Below are 18,186 nucleotides of genomic sequence, written 5' to 3' on the forward strand. Positions count from 1 at the left end.
CGGGTTCTCCGGAGAGGGCGCCTGCTAAGCCTTCTTCACGAACTCCGACTTCAGGTTCATCGCGCCGATGCCGTCGATCTTGCAGGCGATGTTGTGCCCGTCGCTCGCCTCGGTGAGGCGGATGTTCCTGACCTTGGTGCCGCCCTTGACGACCGATGACGAGCCCTTGACCTTGAGGTCCTTGATCACGATGACGCTGTCGCCGTCCGTCAGTGGGTTGCCGTGCGCATCCTGCACGCCGGCCTCCTGCGAGGTCTCGGCGGCGATGGCCGCCTCGGCGCTCCACTCATGGGCGCATTCCGGGCAGACCCAGAGCGCGCCATCCTGATAGGCATGTTCGGAATTGCATTTCGGGCAGTTCATTGCAGCGTCCATGGTCGAGATCGTCTCCGTCGTGACGGGCGGACCGTAGGGGCGCGGGCGGGTAAAGAGCAAGCGAAAACCCGGCGAATTATCGCGCAAAAGCGCGCAAAGCCGGCGAGTTTCCTGCCCACCGCAGGGGCTGGTGGAACGGTCTGCCCGCCTGTTCGTTGCCATGTGTCGCTCGGCGTTGCGGCCCTGCGCTTGCAGGGAACGGTTCAGCGATCGTCGCGCCTCGGCCAACATGGCTGATTCAGAATCCTGACTGATCCACAATAATGGACGCGGAAGATGATTCAAAACTCGGCTCTCGTCTGCCTTCGCACGTCAGTTATGAGCGCCGCCTTCACGTCGGCATTGCTGGTGATCGCAAGTATCGGCCACGCACAGCCGGTGAATTCGCCTGCGGATCATGGCGGCGCTGGTCCTGGCGGTTTCGCCGATCTGGCGGAGAAGGTCGGGCCGGCGGTGATTGGAGTGAATGCCAAGGTGGCTGCGGCGGACGACGATTCCCCCGGCCCGTCCGTCGGGCCTGACGGATTGCCCGACCAGGACACGCCGGGCAAGGTTGTCCCTGGTCCCGGAAGGCGTGGTCCAGGCGATCTTCCGAAGTCGGGCGAAATGATCTCGATCGGTTCGGGCTTCTTCATCTCCTCGGACGGCTATGCGGTGACGAGCAATCACATCCTGGGCGGCAGCGACACCGCCGCCGTCCGCACCAGTGACAACAAGGTCTACAAGGCGAAAGTCCTGGGCAAGGACCAGGTCAGCGATCTGGCTCTGCTCAAGGTCGATGGGCGGACCGACTTTAGTTTTGTCAAACTCGCGGATCAACCGCCGCGTGCCGGCGATTGGGTGCTCGCGGTGGGCAATTCATTTGGGCTTGGAAACACCGTCAATGCGGGCATCGTCTCGGCGCGTGCGCGCGACCTGGAGACGGGTCCTTCGGAAGATTTCGTCCAGATCGATGCGCGGATCAACCGCGGCGATTCGGGCGGACCCAGCTTCAACGCGCATGGCGATGTGATCGGGGTCAACAGCCTGATCCTTTCGCCCTCGGGCGGATCGGTCGGTGTCGCGTTTGCGATACCCGCCGATACGGTGAAGGCGGTGATCCCGCAGCTGAAACAGAAGGGCGTCGTGACGCGCGGATGGATCGGGGCCGAGGTTCAATCGATCACACCCGACGTTGCCGAAAGCCTCGGCGCGAACGGTCTCCGCGGCGCGGTCGTGGTCGGCGTTCAGAGCGGCGGCCCGGCAGCGAAGGCCGGATTGCGACGAGGGGACGCGATCACCTCGGTCAATGACGAGCCGATCAAGAGCGCGAACGAGCTGACCAAGAAGGTCCACGCGGCGGCGCCGGGCACATCGGTCAAGCTGTCCATGGTTCGGGACAAATCGCAGAGTTCGTTGAACGTGACGCTCGGCCAGCTCGCGCAGTCGCAGGCGCCTGCAGGCTCGCTCAAGTGATCGCGACGGTCCTGCGGGCCAGGTTTACGGTGTGATCCCGCCGGCCTGGGCGATCAGCTCGAACGACCGCAGCCGCTTCGCGTGATCGTAGACGTCGGACACGATCATCAGCTCGTCGGCGCCGGTCTCGGCGACCAGCGCATCGATCCCGGCGCGCACCGTCTCGGGCGAGCCGATGATAGAGCGGGCGAGCATCCGCATCGCCTGGACCTTTTCCGATGGCGACCAGTAGGTCTCGATGTCGTCGATCGGCGGCTGGCTGAGGCCGCGCGCGCCGCGGAAGATGTTGGTGAATGACATCTGCTGCGTGGTGGCAAGCCGCCGCGCTTCCGCATCGGTGTCGGCGGCGATGATGTTGACGCCGACCATGGTGTACGGACGCTCGAGCTGCTCCGACGGCTTGAAGCGTGCGCGATAGATCTGCAGCGCCTGGATCAGGAGCTCGGGGGCGAAGTGCGAGGCGAAGGCGTAGGGCAGGCCGAGCTCGCCGGCCAGCATCGCGCCGAAATTGCTCGATCCCAAAATCCACAGCGGCACGTCGGTGCCCGCGGCCGGCACGGCCTGGATGCGTTGGTTGGGACCGGCCGCGGCCAGGAAGGCCTGCACCTCGAGCACGTCCTGCGGAAAGTTCTCGGCGGACTCCGGCGTGCGGCGCAGCGCGCGCAAGGTGAGCTGATCGGTGCCCGGCGCGCGGCCGAGGCCGAGGTCGATGCGATCCGGGAACAGCCGCGCCAGCGTGCCGAACTGCTCGGCAATGACGTAAGGCGAATGGTTGGGCAGCATGATGCCGCCGGCGCCGACCCGGATGGTGTTCGTGCCCGCCGCGATATGCCCGATCACCACCGACGTCGCGGCGCTGGCGATCCCCGCCATGTTGTGGTGCTCCGCCACCCAGATCCGGCGATAGCCCAGCGCCTCGGCATGGCGAGCGACATCGCGCGCATTGTAGAGCGCGCCGCGTGCGTCGGTCTCTTCGGTGACGCGGACGAGGTCGAGGATGGAGAGGGCGGCCACGGCGGCTCCGGAACGTTAGGGACGGGAGCCGATGGTATTTGGCTGTGTCCAGGTGGATGCGAAACGGCGGGGAGCCGGTTCATGCAGATGCATATGGATGCGGTCGCCATGCCGGTCAATCCGCTTGATGCGACCGAGGAAGGGGAATTCGTCAGGAACTCCCTTCGTCGTCATTGCACCAGCTCGCGGAAAGTCTTGCGCTGAAGCGACGAAGCAAAGCTACGCGTCCCAAAATATCGAAAACAACCCCATGCAAAGGTGCGGGTGGCCGCCGGCACTCGGAAAAGCGACTTGACGCGTCGGGCAAATCGGTGATACTTTTCCATTATTCAGAAATAGTGCAAGCGCCCGCCGCCACGCGATAGCCTTCCTGTGTCAGGCGCTCCCTCCCTCGTCATTGGTCTAGCGAGTTGCGTGTCGGTCCCCGATGTCGCGGAGCCTGTCATCGGGCGCGCATTCGCGCGACCCGTTGGCTCATCCGGCTGCGCTTGCTGCTGAGCAGCGGCAGCCAAGTCGGGTTGGCGAAGCGTAACCCGCCGACGGGATTGCAGAGAATGGCGGATTGCGTCTTGCGCCTCCGCGCGTGAGCTAAGGCGGACGTGGTCGGCTAATCCGCCTTTTCGTCCGCTGCTGGCTGATCGATGGCGAGATAATGCCATGCTCCCTGAAGGGCGAAATACAGCGTGATTATTCCAGGGTTTCTGCCAACGGCAGCGCATTCGGACCAAGGAAATCCGCAATCTCAGAACATACGTACCGACGCAAGGTCGCGCCCGCGGTGTGCCGGTCGCGCGACGCATATTGACCGCGAGCCGCGCGATCCGTATTGGCGGCGCGGATAATTCCGATGCAACGATACGGGATGGCCTCGATGCAAGTAACTTTGATGAAGGGTAAGATTCATCGCGCGCGTGTCACCGAAGCGGACTTGCACTATGAGGGATCGATCTCGATTGACCGCAATTTGATCGAGGCCGCCGGCTTCCTGATCAACGAACGCGTCGACATCTACAACATCGATACCGGCGCGCGGTTCTCGACCTATGTGATCGAGGCGCCCGCGGGCTCCGGCACCATCGCCCTCAACGGCGCCGCCGCGCGCCTGGCGATGGCGGGCGACAAGGTGATCATCGTCGCCTATGCCGGTTTCGAGGCCGAGGAGGCGCGCAGGTTTCGGCCGCGCGTGGTGATCGTCGACGAGAACAACCGGCGGGTGGAGGCGGGTGGGGTTTTGTCGGCTGGCGCGCTGGCTGAGGTGTAGGCTTGGCTCGCCACGTCGTTCAACCGATGGCCACCGGCAGAGAATCGTCGCGTCACTGATGCTGATGGGGAAGATGCTTGGCGACCTCCACCAAAGCTCCAACCCGGCCAGCCTTGCCAGGGCGACGCCGCTGCCGGCGTCAGCCTTGCTCCCACAGCAAATCATGAGCGCGCAGGGCGTCTCAGCGAGGCGCAACGTGCCGAAAATGTGCTGATGACGGGGGCTTACGCCTGCGGCCGATCCACCCTACGTTCGCTGAGCGCCGACCGCGCAGCCTTAACCGATCCAATCCCCGGGTAATCGCATATAGAGTAGACTGATCTTTCCACACCGTCATGGCCGGGCTTGTCCCGGCCATCCACGTCTTTCTTCGCGTGGAAACCAAGACGTGGATGCCCGGGACGAGCCCGGGCATGACGAGATCGTGGGGACACTGATCACGCCCGCCTCCATATGCGATTTCCCTGGATCCAATCCGGAGCGAACCCATTCCCCAGCTCATATTCGGCCTGACCAGTCTGCTGATCCTGACCCGCTTCATCTGGCCGCTCGACTGGCCGCTCCCGGCAAAGATCGTCGCAGCGTTGCTCGTGCTGCTCGCCCTGCAGTTTCACCGCTGGAATAGACTGTCGTCGGGATCGGAATTCTCGCCGGAGTTTCCGCGTCCGGTGGTCGTCCTGTTCAACTGGGCGTTCGGTGCGATCGTCCTGCTGGCGCTGCTGCAACTGGCGCTCGATGGCGGACTGCTGGTCACCGCCCTGATCCACGGCGGCATCGTCGGCGCGCCTGACGGCGTCCGCTACGCGCTTGCCGCGCTCGCGGCCGCAGCCGCCGCGATCGGCGTCCATCAGGCGATGCGAATTCCGCCCCTGAAGGACGTCGAGATCGGCATCCGCGCACTTCCGCGAGAGTTCGACGGCTACACCATCCTGCAACTGACCGATCTTCACATCAGCCGGCTGTTTCCTGCGCCGTGGGCGCGCGCCGTCGTCGAGCGATCAAACAAGCTCGGCGCGGACCTGATCGCGATCACGGGCGACCTGATCGATGGCACCGTCGATGCGCGGCGCAAGGACATCGCGCCGTTGCGGGACCTTGTGGCCGCCGATGGCGTCTACGTGATCTCGGGTAATCATGAATATATCTTCGGCTATGACGGGTGGATGGCCCACTATGCTGCGCTCGGCCTGCGCTCGCTCGAGAACAGGTACGTCATTCTCGATCGCGGCGGCGACAGGCTGGTGATCGCAGGGATTACCGACCGCGCGTCGCGCCACCGGGGGCATTCCGTCCGCGACCTTGCCGCGGTTCTCGAAGGCGCTCCGAAAGGTGCGCCCATCGTCCTGCTCGATCACCAGCCGAGCGACGCCCGAAACGCAGCTCGGCTCGGCGTCGCCCTGCAACTCTCCGGACACACCCATGGCGGATTGATGCTCGGGCTCGACCGCCTGGCCGCGCGCGCCAATGCCGGCTTCGTCTCGGGCCGCTACGACGTCGACGGGATGTCGCTCTACGTCAACAACGGCACCGCGCTGTGGCCGGGTTTTGCCTTGCGGCTCGGCCGCCCGTCCGAATTGACGCGGATCACGTTGCGGGTGGCTGACGACGCCTGAATGATTTGTTTCGCATGCGATGATGCGAGCGCGCCGTTGTCAAAAAAATACCTCCGCTATGAACACGCCGCGCCAGTCGCGCGGCTTAAGACATTGGTCATCTCTTTGCTTTCATTTTCACGGCCTCATTCAGCAGGAGGCACCATGTCTGACATCACCATTCCCGGCGGAAAAATTCGTTCCTTCGTTGAGCGGATCGAGAACCTTGACACTGAAATCCAGGAGTTGAGCGAGCAGAAGAAGGAAGTTTTCTCGGAGGCGAAGGGCGAAGGTTTCGACGTGAAGATCCTCAAGGAGATCATCAAGCTGCGCAAGCAGGACCAGGATGAGCGCGACGAGCGCGAATCCCTGCTCGATCTCTACATGCGCGCCATGGAAACGGCGCCGGCAGAAGATAAGACCGCGAAGGCGGCGTGAGCCCGGCCAGCGCGTTGCATGCATTCATAAGCAGGCAGCGAGCAGCGAGTAGGGCGGGTTAGTGCTACTGCGTCACCAGCCCCTCATGGTGAGGAGCGCGAAGCGCGTCTCGAACCATGAGGCCCGTCCTGTGGCCTACATCCTTCGAGACGCCCGCTCTGCGGGCTCCTCAGGATGAGGGAATAGGACATTTGTGACGCAGTAAGATTAGCAAGTAGTCCTCATGAGCGAAGCGATATGCGGGATTGATCTTGCGAGTTGCGTGTCGGTCCCGGATGTCGCGGAGCCTGTCATCGGCGCGCATTCGAGCGACCCGTTGGCTCATCCCGGCTACGCTTGATGCTCGTCGATCTAGGTCCGGCGGACTCTCTGTTTTTTGCCCGGAAGCAAACCAGCGGTTCGATAGCCATCGATCAGTGCATCGAAGAGCGAGATGTCCGACCGGCTCCGCGCCATGAGCTGCGCCCCGGCGACAGCCGCAAAGATCGAGCGGGCACGAGCTTCGCTTGCTCCGCGTCCGACCAGGCCCGCGGCGACAAGGGTCTTGCTCAGCCAGGCCACGTTGATCTCGGCGAAGGCTTGAACCTCCTTCTGCACGTCTCCGGGAAGATCGTCGTACTCGGCCGACATGAAGCTGCAGAGGCATAGACGATTGCCGCTCTCCAGCGACTTCCGGAAGATGTTGGGATATTCGTGCAGCGCGCGCAGGGGATCGGCGCTGTCCTTCGAGATCGTCTCTAGATCCGCCGCCGCGTCTTCCCAATAGCGCTTTGCGACCGCTGCGCCGAGGTCGGCCTTGCTTGCAAAGTGGTGGTAGATGCTCGGGGCCTTGATGCCCACCTCCGCCGCGAGATCCCGAAAATTTAGGCCGCTATAACCGTGAGCCTGCGCGGTCCGCCTGGCCGCCGCCAATATCGCTTCCCGTGAATTTGCGTTCAAAACGAACTCCTTGCCGCTCGCCAGCCTACCAAGTGATAGATAGGGCTTGACGCCGATTTTGGGGAGACCTATCTCGAGACTACCAAGTGTTAGGTAGGGAAAGCGTCAATGAAAACGCAAATCATCTATTCAGATGCCACCAAGCTGGCCGAACTGATCCGTACGAAGGAGATGTCCCCGGTCGAAGTCGTGCGGGCGCATTTGGATCGCATCGAAGCGGTGGATCCAAAGGTCAACGCGATCGTCACGGTCGCGGAGGGAGCTCTCGAAGCCGCCAAACAGGCGGAGAAGGCGGTGGTCGCCGGCGAGGAGCTCGGGCCGCTTCATGGCGTGCCTTTCACGGTGAAGGATTCGATCGACACCGCTGGCGTGGCGACGCAGCGCGGATCGCCCATCTTCAAGGGACGCGTTCCCGACCTCGACGCGACAAGTGTCGCGCGCATGAAGAAGGCGGGCGGCATCCTGCTCGCAAAGACCAACCTTCCCGAGTTCTCCTATTGGATCGAGAGCGACAATCTGCTTTCCGGCAGGTCGAACAATCCCTGGGATCTGGAACGCACGCCCGGCGGTTCGAGCGGCGGTGAATCCGCGGCCATCGCGGCCGGCATGTCGCCGCTCGGCCTCGGCACCGATCTCGCGATCTCGGTGCGCGGTCCGGCCGCACAGACCGGCATCGTCTCCCTCAAGGCGACGCATGGCCGCGTGCCGATGACAGGGATCTGGCCGCGCGTGCCGCGCCGCTTCTGGCATGTCGGACCGATGGCGCGTAGTGTCCGCGACCTCGCGCTCGCCTTGTCGCAATTGGCCGGACCTGACGGGCAAGACGCTTTCGCGACGAGCACGGCTCCGTTCGATGCCGGCGTGGCGCGCGTGCCCGACCGTCAGTTCCGGGTCGGTTGGCTCGTAGAGCCCGGCTTCGGGCCGGTCGATCCCGAGGTTGCCGCAACGGTCAAGCAGGCAGCCGAGGCGCTCAAGGATCTCGGCTGTTTCGTGGAGCCGGTGCGCATCCCGGCGTTGGAGCGTGATTTTGCCCTCGATGTGTTCAATCGGCTGCATGTGATGGAAATGAAGCCTTCGTTTGCGGAAGCGACGGCCGGGCGGAGCCGGGACGAGCTCTACAAGATGGCCAAGACCATGCTCTCGCTGCCCGACACGTCCATCAAGGACTACATCGACGCGGAGCAGGCAGCCGAGCGGCTGCGTGACGGTTACGCCGCGTATTTCCGGAGCTACGATGCACTGATCACTCCCGTGCTGCCGATCCCGGCCCACAAACATGGTGTGGCGGAGTTCGTCATTAACGGCCAGAAGGTCGATGCCACGTACCTCCAGGGCGCGACCGTGCCGCTCAACGTCACGGGGCTGCCGGGCCTGTCGATGCGGTTCGGCACTAGCAAAGAAGGGCTGCCGATCAACGTGCAGCTGGTCGGAAGCTGGCTCGCTGAGCCGACCATCCTGCATCTCGCTTCGCTCCTGGAAGGGGTCAGCACCGTGCGCGACCTGCATCCGAGCCTTTGACGCAACCGAGCGTCGGCGGCTGCGGGCCGTTGCACAAGTCTCAGTCGCCGATCTAAAAAGTGAAAACCCCGCCGGTGACGGCGGGGTTTTCATGTTTCCAGGCTAGGGGACCTACTTCGCCTCGATTAGGGGCGAACTTGTAGGGGACCAACTTTGCCCACGGCTGCAGGCTGCAAGGAGCGGAGAGCTCGTCTCACGAACACCCCGTCGTGCTTCCGCACGTATCGCACTTCATGCACGTCCCATTCCGCACCAGGGTGAAGTTGCCGCACTCCGAGCACATCTCGCCTTCGTAGCCTTTTGCCTTCGCTTCAGCGCGGCGCTCGGCCTTGGACGGGGCGGCGGCCGCGGCGGTGCCGGGCTTGCTCCAGTTCAGGGCCTCGAGCTTTTCGGTCGGCGAGAGGTCGTGGCTGACCTCCTGCTTCAGGGCGACCGCGCCTTCGACGGTGTCGGAGGAGCCGCGGGCGCTTGCGCCGTGTGAGGAGAGCGCGGTGACGCGGCTGCCGCCGGCAGGGGCGTTGTCGGCGTTCTGGCTCACCGCGGCCGAGCCGCCGCGCATGACGACGAGGTTGTCGGTGCGCGAGCGGGTCAGGCCCTTCGACACATACTTCGTCGCCTGCTGGGCGGGGCCTTCATCCGGCTCCTTGCCTTCCTCGACGCCCTTGCCGAGGGCGTCGAAGCCAGACTCGTTCGGATCGACATGGGCGAGGTCGAAGCGCGCCATGTAGCTCACCGCGAGCTCGCGGAAGACATAGTCGAGGATCGAGGTCGCGTACTTGATGGAGTCGTTGCCCTGCACGGGCCCTGCCGGCTCGAAGCGGGTGAAGGTGAAGGCGTCGACATATTCTTCCAGCGGCACGCCGTATTGCAGACCGAGTGACACCGCGATCGCAAAATTGTTGATGAAGGAGCGCAGCGCCGCGCCTTCCTTGTGCATGTCGATGAAGATCTCGCCGAGCCGTCCGTCGTCATACTCGCCGGTGCGCAAGTAAACCTTGTGGCCGCCGACCACCGCCTTCTGGGTGTAGCCCTTGCGGCGATCCGGCATCTTCTCGCGCTCGCGCATCACGACGATGCGCTCGACCAGCTTCTCGACGATCTTCTCCGAAACCTGGGCGGCCCGCGCCGCCATCGGCTTCTCGTAGAGCGCCTCGACCGCATCGTCCTCGTCCTCATCGTCGGCGATGAGCTGCGAGTTGAGCGGCTGCGACAGCTTCGAGCCGTCGCGGTAGAGCGCGTTGGCCTTCAGCGCCAGCTTCCACGACAGCAAATAGGCGGACTTGCAGTCCTCCACCGTGGCGTCGTTCGGCATGTTGATGGTCTTCGAGATCGCGCCCGAGATGAACGGCTGCGAGGCCGCCATCATCCGGATGTGGCTCTCGACCGAAAGGTAGCGTTTGCCAACTTTGCCGCAGGGGTTGGCGCAATCGAACACGGGATAGTGCTCGGCCTTCAGATGCGGCGCACCTTCCACCGTCATCGCGCCGCAGATGTGGACATTGGCGGCCTCGATCTCGCGTTTTGTGAACCCGACCGCCGAGAGCAGGTCGAAGCCCGGCGCGGCGATCGCCTCGGAGCCGATGCCGAGCGTGTCGCGAATAAAATCTTCGCCGAAGGTCCACTTGTTGAAGGCGAACTTGATGTCGAACGCGGTCGGCAGCGCCTTCTCGACTTTTGCGATCGCTTCGTCGGTGAAGCCCTTGGCCTTCAACGTGGAGGCGTTGATGCCGGGCGCATTCGACAGCGAGCCGTGGCCGACGGCGTAGGCCTCGATCTCGGCGATCTCGCTCTCGCGGTAGCCGAGCGCGCGCAAGGCCGCCGGCACCGCCTGGTTGATGATCTTGAAGTAGCCGCCGCCGGCGAGCTTCTTGAACTTCACCAGCGCAAAATCGGGCTCGATGCCGGTGGTGTCGCAATCCATCACCAGGCCGATGGTGCCGGTCGGCGCCACCACCGTGGTCTGGGCGTTGCGATAGCCGTTGACCTCGCCGAGCGCCAGCGCGTCGTCCCACGCCAGCTTGGCATGGGTGACAATGTCTCCTTGCGGGCAAGAGGCGTGGTCGAGCGCCACCGGATTGACCGCGAGCGCCTCGTAGCCGCGGCTTTCACCGTGCGCGGCGCGGCGGTGGTTGCGGATCACGCGCAGCATGTGGCTCGCGTTCTTCTTGTAGCCAGGGAAGGTGCCGAGCTCGGCCGCCATCTCGGCCGAGGTCTTGTAGGCGATGCCGGTCATGACCGCGGTCAGCGCGCCGCAGAGCGAACGGCCTTCCTTCGAGTCGTAGGGCAGGCCCATGGTCATCAGGAGGCCGCCGATGTTGGCGAAGCCGAGGCCGAGCGTGCGGAATTCGTAGGAGAGTTCGGCGATCGCCTTCGACGGGAACTGGGCCATCATCACGGAGATTTCGAGCACGATGGTCCAGAGCCGGCAAAGGTGCTCGTAGGACTCGATGTCGAACCGTTTGGTGCTGCTGCTGTAGAACGTCAGCAGGTTGGCCGAGGCGAGGTTGCACGCCGTGTCGTCCAGGAACATGTATTCCGAGCACGGATTGGAGGCGCGGATGTCGCCGGACGCCTTGCAGGTGTGCCAGTCGTTCATCGTGGTGTTGAAGTGCAGGCCGGGATCGGCGCTTGCCCAGGCGGCGTGGCCGATCTTCTCCCAGAGGTCGCGCGCCTTCAGCGTCTTCGTGACCTTCCTGGTGGTGCGGCCGATCAGATTCCAGTCGCCGTCGGTTTCGACCGCGCGGAGGAAGTCATCCTTCAGCGACACCGAGTTGTTGGAGTTCTGGCCGGAGACGGTGAGGTAGGCCTCCGAATCCCAGTCGGTATCGTAGATGTCGAACTGGATATCCTTGTAGCCTTGCTTGGCGAACTGGATGACGCGCTTGATGTAGTTGTCGGGCACGAGGTTGCGTCGGGCGAGCTTGATCTCGCGGCGGAGCGCCGGGTTTTTCTCGGGATCGAAGCAATCGTCGCCACTGCCTTCGCAGTTCACGCAGGCCTTCATCACGGCCTTGAGGTGCTTCTGGTTGATCTTGGAGCCGGTGACGAGGGCTGCGACCTTCTGCTCCTCCTTCACCTTCCAGTCGATATAGGTCTCGATGTCGGGGTGATCGACATCGACCACGACCATCTTGGCGGCGCGGCGGGTGGTGCCGCCCGACTTGATCGCGCCCGCGGCGCGGTCGCCGATCTTGAGGAAGCTCATCAGGCCGGACGAGCGGCCGCCGCCGGACAGCTTTTCGCCTTCGCCGCGCAGGCTCGAGAAGTTGGAGCCGGTGCCGGAGCCGTATTTGAACAGGCGCGCCTCACGCACCCAGAGGTCCATGATGCCGCCCTCGTTGACGAGGTCGTCGCCGACGCCCTGGATGAAGCAGGCATGCGGCTGCGGATGTTCATAGGCCGACTTCGACTTGGTGAGTTTGCCGGTCTTCCAGTCGACATAGTAGTGGCCCTGGCCGGGGCCATCGACGCCATAGGCCCAATGCAGGCCGGTGTTGAACCACTGCGGCGAGTTCGGCGCGACCATCTGCTTTGCCAGTTGGAAACGCAGCTCGTCGAAGAAGGCCAGCGCGTCTTCTTCCGAAGAGAAGTAGCCGCCCTTCCAGCCCCAATAGGTCCAGCAGCCGGCGAGGCGGTCGAACACCTGCTTTGCCGAAGTCTCGCCGACGATGCGCTCGTTCTCGGGCAGCAGGTTCAGCGCCTCGGTGTCCGGCACCGAGCGCCACAACCACGACGGCACGGTCTCTTCCTCGACCTTCTTCAGGCGCGCGGCGACGCCCGCCTTGCGGAAGTATTTCTGCGCCAGCACGTCGGAGGCGACCTGCGACCAGAACTCCGGAACCTCGACGTTCTCGGCACGGAACACGACCGAGCCGTCAGGGTTGCGGATCTCAGATGTGGTCAGGCGGAAATTGATCCCGGCATAGGGCGATTGTCCGCTGGTGGTGTTGCGTCGTTCGATTCGCATGGTCGAGCCCCGTCTCTTCTTCTGCCCGGTCCTACGTTTCCCCGCAGGTTGCCGGAATGTTATCTGTTCGCGGACTTTCGGGACCACGCGTCAGCACGCCTCCCGTCATCCGCAGCTCAGCCGGTGGACCCGGCCTGTTTCTCTCATCCGTCAGGCGCCGGTTTGACCCGGCCCTGCGGCGGCACGATCCCGGCGCGGATCCCGACGTTACGGGTCCTCCGGGTCATGCATTCAACGCCCCAAACGCTCACGCGACACGTCACGCGTACGCTTCCTTTGCGGGCCGGTTACGGCCTCTGTTTCCGGGTCCTTCTCGGCCCGTTCTGTCGTCCCTTAGCCCAAAAGACTCGGCCCAAAATCAGGGCAGACAAGCCCTTCACCCGCGGCCCGAAGGCCTGGCGGAGTGGTCATTTTGGAACCCTTGTGGGAGCGACCGGCGGGGACCCAAACACACTCGCGCCGAACAGGTTGAAAGCTAGGCCATGTCCGTCACGCTCGTCAAGAACTAGTACGAGTTTCTGAATCAAACACTAAATATGGTGGAGCGAGGGGGATAACAGGGGGCGGTGCCGCGTCTGTGATCGAGCCAACTATCGGTGAGTCCTCAGGGATTCCCAAGCCAAAAAAAATTCGCTCTGCCTGTGGATTGGAGTTTCGCCCCGCTGTTCACAGGCGAACTTTTTATTCGCGCTGGCGGATTGAATTTTGGGGACTCACGTAGCCCTACGGGCAAACTAAGGATCAGGCATGTCAGAGCCGTGATGGTCGGGCGACAAAATCGCGGGCAAGCTTGGGCCGACTCACATCCCTGCCGGGTTCCATGACAGACCAGAAGCCTTTCGCGCGGCCGCGCCTTGCGCCCGCCGGCCTGATGTTCCTCGCCATTACGTCCGTGGGCTGGGGGTTCAACTGGCCGTCCACCAAGTTCCTGCTCGGCGAGTTGCCGCCGCTGACCTTGCGCGGCACCACCGGGGTGATCGGCGCCGTGCTGCTGGCAGTGCTGGCGCTGATCCGCGCCCAGAGCCTGCGTGTCGAGGCCCGGCTGTGGCCGCGGCTCGTGCTGTATGCGGCGCTCAACGTCAGCGGCTGGATGGTGCTGATGGGGCTCGCGCTGCTGTGGCTGCCGGCGAGCGAGACCGCTTTGATTGCCTACACCATGCCGGTGTGGGCCTCGCTGCTGGCCTGGCCGGTGCTCGGCGAGCGGCCGACGCTGCTGCGGACCATTGCGCTGGTGATGGCGTTCGCGGGACTTGCCGCGATCATGGGCGGCAACGGGATTTCCGCCAGCGAGGAGAAGCTGCCGGGAATCATCATGGCGCTCGGCGGCGCGTTCGGCTTTGCGCTCGGCACGGTGCTGGCGAAGAAATATCCGCTGGTGATGCCGCCGATCCCGGCCGCGGCCTGGCAGATCGGCCTCGGCTGCGTGCCGATCGCGATCGTGGGCCTCCTGATCGAGACCACGCATCTCGATCGGGTCACGACGGTCGGCTGGTGGCTGCTGGTCTATTCGACGCTGATCCAGTTCTGCGTCGCCTATGTCGCCTGGTTTGCCGCGCTCGCCCGCCTGCCGGCCTCGGTGGCGGCGATCGGCACCATGGCGGTGCCCGTGATCGGCGTGATTGCCTCCGCCGTCGCGCTGCATGAGCCGCTCGGGCCGACCCAGATCACAGCGCTGCTGTTCACGCTGATCGGCGTCGCGCTGGCGACAAGGTAGAGTCTGCTCCTCTCCCCGTTCTTTACGGGGAGAGGGCAGGAGGGAGGGGCTCTCTCCACCAGTGATGAGCCTTGTGAGACCTGTACCCCTCACCTGGAATTCAAGCTGTGCTTGAATTCCGACCTCTCCCCGCAGGCGGGGAGAGGTAAGCGCACATCACTCGCCGAGCGCCTGCTGGAGCATGCTCGCGAGCTGCGCCTTGCGATAAGGCTTCGCGAGCAGCAGCACGCCTTCATCGAGCCGGCCGTGATGCACGATCGCGTTCTCGGTATAGCCCGAGGTGTAGAGCACCTTGATGCCGGGTCGCCGCCTGGCGACCTCCTCGGCGAGCTGCCGGCCGTTCATGCCGCCGGGCATGATGACGTCGGTGAACAGCAGGTCGAACTTTTCGCCCTTGTCGACCAGCGCCAGCGCTGCGCGGGCATCGGGAACGGCAATGGTCTTGTAGCCGAGATTCGTCAGCTGCGTGACCACGTAGTTGCGCACCAGCTGATCGTCCTCCACCACCATGATGACCTCGCTGCCGCGCCGCACCGGCTCCGGCGCTGATACCTCGACCTCGACCTGGCCGCGGGCAGGGGGCAGATAGAGCTTGATCGTGGTGCCGTGGCCTTCCTCGCTGTAGATCTTGATATGGCCGCCGGACTGCTTGACGAAGCCGTAGACCATGCTCATGCCGAGGCCGGTGCCCTTGCCGACCTCCTTGGTGGTGAAGAACGGCTCGAACACCTTGTCCTGCACCGCATGCGACATACCGGTGCCGGTGTCGCTGACCGCGAGCAGCACGTAGCGGCCCGGCGTGATGTCGGGATCCGTCGCCGCATAGGCGTCATCGAGCACGATGTTGCTAGTCTCGAACAACAGCTTGCCGCCATTCGGCATCGCGTCGCGGGCGTTGATCGCCATGTTGAGCAGCGAGTTGGCGAGCTGCGACGGATCGATATGGACGCTGGCGACATCGGGCGCGAGCACCGAATTGATCTCGATCTGCTCGCCGAGCGTCGGCCGCAGCAGCTTGGCGATGTCGACCACGGTGCCGTTGATGTCGACGGTGCGCGGCTCCAGCGGCTGGCGGCGGGCGAAGGCGAGCAAATGCTGGATCAGCTCGCGGCAACGCTCGGCGGCGCGGTCGATCAATTCGGCGGTTTTGGCGAGCTGCGGCTGCGCGCGCAGGCTTTCGACCAGCGTCTCGGTGGTGCCAGTGATGACCGTCAGCATGTTGTTGAAGTCGTGTGCGACGCCGCCGGTCAGCTTGCCGATGGCGTCGAGCTTCTGCGCCTGCTGCAGCTTGTGCTCGGTTTCCCGCGAGGCGGTGATGTCGTGATAGATCAGCGCCGCGCCGGTGATGGCGTCGTCGCCATCGCGCAGCGGCCGGCCCGACACCACGAGGTGAATCTCCGGCGCGCCGCGAACCGGCCGGGCGACGAATTCCAGCCCGTCGAATTCCTCGCCGCGCAGCGCCTTGGCTGACGGCATGTCGTCGGCCTGCATCGGCGTGACGCCGTCGGACTGGAACACGTTGCTCATGGCGCGCAGCTGCCGGACCGTCATGCCCGGCTTGTAGCGCAGCATCTTTTCGGCGGCGGGGTTCGAAAGCAGCACGGTGCCGGCGCCGTCGATCACGAGCACCGCTTCGCCCATGGTGCGGAAGGTGGTTTCCATCACCGAGGTGGAACGGCGGAGCCCTTCGAGCGCGGCGCCGAGATCCTTGGTGCGCTCGGCCACCTTGCCCTCGAGCGACAAATTGGTCGCCTTGGTTGCGCTGAGCGCGCCCTGCAGTTCGCGGCTGGCACGCCGGGCCGCCAGCATCAGCGCGATCGCCAGCAGCAGGATCATCACCACGCCGGCGAGATCGATCATCAGCAGCAGCCGCCCATTGGTCTTCGACTGCTCGGTGCGAATCCCGAGCAGGCGGCGCTCTTCGGTGACCAGGCGGTCGAGCGCAGCACCAACCTTGTCCATCACCGCGCGGCTCTCGCCCGCGGAGATCAGCGCCGCGGCGCCGGCCGTGTCGCCTGCGGTGCGCAACCGGATCAGCTCGCCGCCGAGCGCAATGGCGCGTTCGACCTCTCCTCTGGTCCCCGTGATCAGCTTGGCCTCCTCAGGGGCCGACTTCACGGCGGTGGTCAGCTCGTCGAAGGCAGCGGTGAGGGCGGTGCTCTGCTCGCGAAATTCGTCGGCAAAGGAGGCGTTGCCGGTCAGCGCGAAACCGCGCGCCGCGCTCTCGACGGCGCGCGGCAGCGGACGCGCGTCCGAGATGCACTTCAGGATGCGGAGGGTGCGATCGACCGAATCAATCTCGCTGCGCGACTTGACATCCAGCCCGATCGACGCCGCGCTGATGACGAGGAGGATCGCAAGGCCGCTGCCGAGAATGAGACGCTGGGAAGCCATCGACGATTAGTACGAGCAATTATTTAGAAAGACGAGCAGAAGGAGCGGACTTCGCAAGACATTCGTTAACGGCGGCAACCAGCGCTTGCGGAGTAAACGGCTTGCGCAGGCAGGCGGACGCGCCGAGCTCGATGGTCATCCGCAGGAAGTCCGGCGCGCGGTCGGCATTGGCGAAGGCATAGCCGGACATCGCGATGACGGGAATATCGGGGGCGCGCTGGTGGAAAACCCGGATCGCCTCGAAACCGCGCATATGCGGCATGAAGACGTCGACCAGCATCACGTCGAACGTCGCCTTCTCCAGCGCGCGCATGCCCGCCTCGCCGCCGTCGGCGACGGTGACCTCGAAGCCTTGGCGTTGCAAACACACCTCGATGGCAACGCACACCATCGGGTCGTCATCGACCACGAGAACGCTCGGCACGATGCATCCTCTTGCTATGGCCTCGCGTGCCGACGACCCGCTTGGCCCGTTTGCCGATTAAGGCGGAACCGCGACAGAAAGTCTGTATCATAGAATGCATATGCTGTTTGCTGACAAGCAGATTTCGAGCTAGCTCTGACACATCACTTGTATTTGTCCATCCCCTTTACGACGGGTCCATGACCGCAGTTCCAATTGCCGGCCGCGCTGCGTTGTCACCGCTTGGCCTCGCATTCCTGGTGGTCGCCTCGACCGGCTGGGGATTCAACTTCCCGATCATGAAATTCCTGCTGACTGAGTGGCCGCCGCTGTCCTCGCGCGGACTCTGCGGCGTGGTCGGCGCGATCGCACTCGGTCTGGTGGCGGGCGCGCGCGGCGAGATGCTGCGCGTTCCCGACGGCATGTGGCTGCGGCTTGCCCTGGTGTCGACGCTTTCGATCGGCGGCTGGGTCGCCTCCATGGGCTTGGCGCTGATCTGGCTGCGGGCCAGCGAGGCGGCCGTGCTCGGGATATCAATTCCGGTGTGGGTCGCGCTGGTGGCCTGGCCGGTGCTTGGCGAGCGCGTGTCGCTGCCGCGCGCGCTCGCGCTTGCGGTGGCGCTCGCCGGGATCGCCGCACTGATCGGCAGCGGCGGCATCGACGCAAGCCTTGGCAAGCTGCCGGGCATTCTGTTCGCGCTCGCAGGCGCGCTCTGCGTCGGGCTTGGCACGGTGCTGACCAAATACTTCAAGCTCGCAATGCCGCCGCTGTCGCTCGCGGCCTGGCAGCTTGCGATCGGCTGCGTGCCGATCGCGATCGTCGGCCTATTGATCGAGCAGCCGCAGCTTGCCGCGCTGTCGCAGCTCGGCTGGGCGTCGATGGTCTACATGACGCTGATCCAGTTCTGCCTTTGCTATGTCTGCTGGTTCGCGGCGCTCGAGCGGCTGCCGGCGGCGACCGCGTCGATCGGCACGCTGCTGGTGCCCGTCGTCGGCGTGCTCGCGGCAGCGGCGATGCTGCGTGAGCCGCTCAGTGCAACCGACGTCGCGGCGCTGCTGGTGACGTTCGCGGCCGTCGCGGTCGCCTTGCGGACATGACTTGCGGACATGAAAAGGG

At 64.5% G+C, this 18,186-nt stretch carries 14 protein-coding genes; 8 read left to right on the forward strand and 6 right to left on the reverse strand.

The window, feature by feature from the left end:
- Positions 1-24 precede the first annotated feature (24 nt).
- Positions 25-375 carry a zinc ribbon domain-containing protein YjdM gene (locus ABIB78_RS06045; protein WP_429022560.1) on the reverse strand — a complete coding sequence of 117 codons (351 nt, stop codon included), beginning with the start codon at positions 373-375 and terminating at the stop codon, positions 25-27.
- 318 nt (positions 376-693) lie between these two features.
- On the opposite strand from ABIB78_RS06045, the gene ABIB78_RS06050 reads away from it, so the two are divergent.
- Positions 694-1,830, forward strand: coding sequence for a S1C family serine protease (locus ABIB78_RS06050; RefSeq protein ID WP_429022561.1), 1,137 nt, complete (start codon positions 694-696; stop codon positions 1,828-1,830).
- Positions 1,831-1,854: 24 nt separating this feature from the next.
- Here the strand turns inward: ABIB78_RS06050 and ABIB78_RS06055 are convergent, their stop codons facing one another.
- A complete protein-coding gene (locus tag ABIB78_RS06055; RefSeq protein WP_429022564.1) occupies positions 1,855-2,844 on the reverse strand; it encodes an LLM class flavin-dependent oxidoreductase in 990 nt (329 codons plus the stop codon).
- An 81-nt stretch (positions 2,845-2,925) separates the two neighbouring features.
- On the opposite strand from ABIB78_RS06055, the gene ABIB78_RS06060 reads away from it, so the two are divergent.
- From ABIB78_RS06060 to ABIB78_RS06075, 4 genes are all read left to right on the forward strand, one after another.
- Complete coding sequence (locus ABIB78_RS06060) at positions 2,926-3,048, forward strand: hypothetical protein (RefSeq protein WP_429022566.1); 123 nt, start codon at positions 2,926-2,928, stop codon at positions 3,046-3,048.
- 667 nt (positions 3,049-3,715) lie between these two features.
- Entirely contained in the window at positions 3,716-4,105 is a 390-nt protein-coding gene (gene panD / locus ABIB78_RS06065) for an aspartate 1-decarboxylase (protein WP_429022568.1), read from the forward strand.
- Positions 4,106-4,593: 488 nt separating this feature from the next.
- The gene (locus tag ABIB78_RS06070; protein ID WP_429023004.1) at positions 4,594-5,718 is read left to right on the forward strand and encodes a metallophosphoesterase; all 1,125 of its coding nucleotides are present in this window, start codon (positions 4,594-4,596) and stop codon (positions 5,716-5,718) included.
- Between the two features lie 144 nt (positions 5,719-5,862).
- Positions 5,863-6,135, forward strand: a complete 273-nt coding sequence (locus ABIB78_RS06075) for a DUF2312 domain-containing protein (protein ID WP_146984224.1) — start codon at positions 5,863-5,865, stop codon at positions 6,133-6,135.
- A 351-nt stretch (positions 6,136-6,486) separates the two neighbouring features.
- Here ABIB78_RS06075 and ABIB78_RS06080 read toward each other — a convergent pair whose 3' ends face one another.
- Positions 6,487-7,074 (reverse strand): TetR/AcrR family transcriptional regulator, encoded by a 588-nt coding sequence (locus ABIB78_RS06080; protein WP_429022570.1) that lies wholly within the window; start codon positions 7,072-7,074, stop codon positions 6,487-6,489.
- Positions 7,075-7,182: 108 nt separating this feature from the next.
- Between ABIB78_RS06080 and ABIB78_RS06085 the strand changes: the two genes are divergently transcribed.
- Positions 7,183-8,592 carry an amidase gene (locus ABIB78_RS06085; protein ID WP_429022572.1) on the forward strand — a complete coding sequence of 470 codons (1,410 nt, stop codon included), beginning with the start codon at positions 7,183-7,185 and terminating at the stop codon, positions 8,590-8,592.
- Between the two features lie 193 nt (positions 8,593-8,785).
- Here the strand turns inward: ABIB78_RS06085 and ABIB78_RS06090 are convergent, their stop codons facing one another.
- Positions 8,786-12,559 carry a vitamin B12-dependent ribonucleotide reductase gene (locus ABIB78_RS06090; protein WP_429022575.1) on the reverse strand — a complete coding sequence of 1,258 codons (3,774 nt, stop codon included), beginning with the start codon at positions 12,557-12,559 and terminating at the stop codon, positions 8,786-8,788.
- An 820-nt stretch (positions 12,560-13,379) separates the two neighbouring features.
- Here ABIB78_RS06090 and ABIB78_RS06095 point away from each other — a divergent pair.
- On the forward strand, positions 13,380-14,273 hold the full coding sequence (locus ABIB78_RS06095; protein WP_429022577.1) for a DMT family transporter: 894 nt from the start codon (positions 13,380-13,382) through the stop codon (positions 14,271-14,273).
- A 156-nt stretch (positions 14,274-14,429) separates the two neighbouring features.
- Here the strand turns inward: ABIB78_RS06095 and ABIB78_RS06100 are convergent, their stop codons facing one another.
- Positions 14,430-16,667, reverse strand: coding sequence for a CHASE3 domain-containing protein (locus tag ABIB78_RS06100; RefSeq protein WP_429022579.1), 2,238 nt, complete (start codon positions 16,665-16,667; stop codon positions 14,430-14,432).
- A gap of 19 nt (positions 16,668-16,686) precedes the next feature.
- Complete coding sequence (locus ABIB78_RS06105) at positions 16,687-17,091, reverse strand: response regulator (RefSeq protein ID WP_429022581.1); 405 nt, start codon at positions 17,089-17,091, stop codon at positions 16,687-16,689.
- 179 nt (positions 17,092-17,270) lie between these two features.
- Here ABIB78_RS06105 and ABIB78_RS06110 point away from each other — a divergent pair, with 179 nt between their 5' ends.
- A complete protein-coding gene (locus tag ABIB78_RS06110; RefSeq protein ID WP_429022584.1) occupies positions 17,271-18,167 on the forward strand; it encodes a DMT family transporter in 897 nt (298 codons plus the stop codon).
- Positions 18,168-18,186 lie beyond the last annotated feature (19 nt).

The organism is Bradyrhizobium sp. I1.14.4 (assembly GCF_050435825.1).
Classification (GTDB): Bacteria; Pseudomonadota; Alphaproteobacteria; order Rhizobiales; family Xanthobacteraceae; genus Bradyrhizobium.

Coding starts and splice junctions, on each gene's coding strand:
- ABIB78_RS06045 (WP_429022560.1), bottom strand. CDS start 375: ATGGACGCTGCAATGAACTGCCCGAAATGCAATTCCGAACATGCCTAT.
- ABIB78_RS06050 (WP_429022561.1), top strand. CDS start 694: ATGAGCGCCGCCTTCACGTCGGCATTGCTGGTGATCGCAAGTATCGGC.
- ABIB78_RS06060 (WP_429022566.1), top strand. CDS start 2,926: ATGCAGATGCATATGGATGCGGTCGCCATGCCGGTCAATCCGCTTGAT.
- panD (WP_429022568.1), top strand. CDS start 3,716: ATGCAAGTAACTTTGATGAAGGGTAAGATTCATCGCGCGCGTGTCACC.
- ABIB78_RS06075 (WP_146984224.1), top strand. CDS start 5,863: ATGTCTGACATCACCATTCCCGGCGGAAAAATTCGTTCCTTCGTTGAG.
- ABIB78_RS06085 (WP_429022572.1), top strand. CDS start 7,183: ATGAAAACGCAAATCATCTATTCAGATGCCACCAAGCTGGCCGAACTG.
- ABIB78_RS06090 (WP_429022575.1), bottom strand. CDS start 12,559: ATGCGAATCGAACGACGCAACACCACCAGCGGACAATCGCCCTATGCC.
- ABIB78_RS06095 (WP_429022577.1), top strand. CDS start 13,380: ATGACAGACCAGAAGCCTTTCGCGCGGCCGCGCCTTGCGCCCGCCGGC.
- ABIB78_RS06100 (WP_429022579.1), bottom strand. CDS start 16,667: ATGGCTTCCCAGCGTCTCATTCTCGGCAGCGGCCTTGCGATCCTCCTC.
- ABIB78_RS06110 (WP_429022584.1), top strand. CDS start 17,271: ATGACCGCAGTTCCAATTGCCGGCCGCGCTGCGTTGTCACCGCTTGGC.